Below are 454 nucleotides of genomic sequence, written 5' to 3'. Positions count from 1 at the left end.
GCTGTCGAGCGTATAGGCGTAGTAGAACGCCGAGCGGGAATCCAAGGTTCTTGCACCCGTGGCAGGGTAGGGCACAAACATGCCGTCCTTAAAGGCTGGCGGAGGAGTCTCAAAGAAAGCGCCGCCTTCAAACAACATATTCGCCCACTTTGAGCCCTCGTAATAGGCCCAATCTGGATGCTGCATTTCGGACCGCCAGTTCAGCGACCGTCCAGCGGCCTGACCAACGGCGGCGGCATCCGTAAGGATTTTCTTCATCCGCTCGTCTGGTGCGAATTCTTTGCCGTGGACGATACCGATCGCGGCAAGTTGTCCAGCGAGTTCAACGTTATAGCTCGTTGCAGGCTCGTTTTGGACGTTCTCGTTGATCAGCTCAAAAAAGCCGTAATCACTTGGGGGGATCGTGTTAAGCGATACACCTGTAAGCTCGTGGAACTTCATTTCGGGAACTTTT

At 54.2% G+C, this 454-nt stretch carries 1 pseudogene; it reads right to left on the bottom strand.

The features are described 5' to 3' along the window. A pseudogene (locus AB9F26_RS22300) lies at positions 1-454 on the bottom strand (hypothetical protein); the annotation flags it as partial.

Origin of the sequence: Falsihalocynthiibacter sp. BN13B15, from assembly GCF_041205415.1 — a bacterium.
GTDB lineage: Bacteria > Pseudomonadota > Alphaproteobacteria > Rhodobacterales > Rhodobacteraceae > Falsihalocynthiibacter > Falsihalocynthiibacter arcticus.
This window is presented reverse-complemented; position numbering and strand designations above follow the sequence as displayed.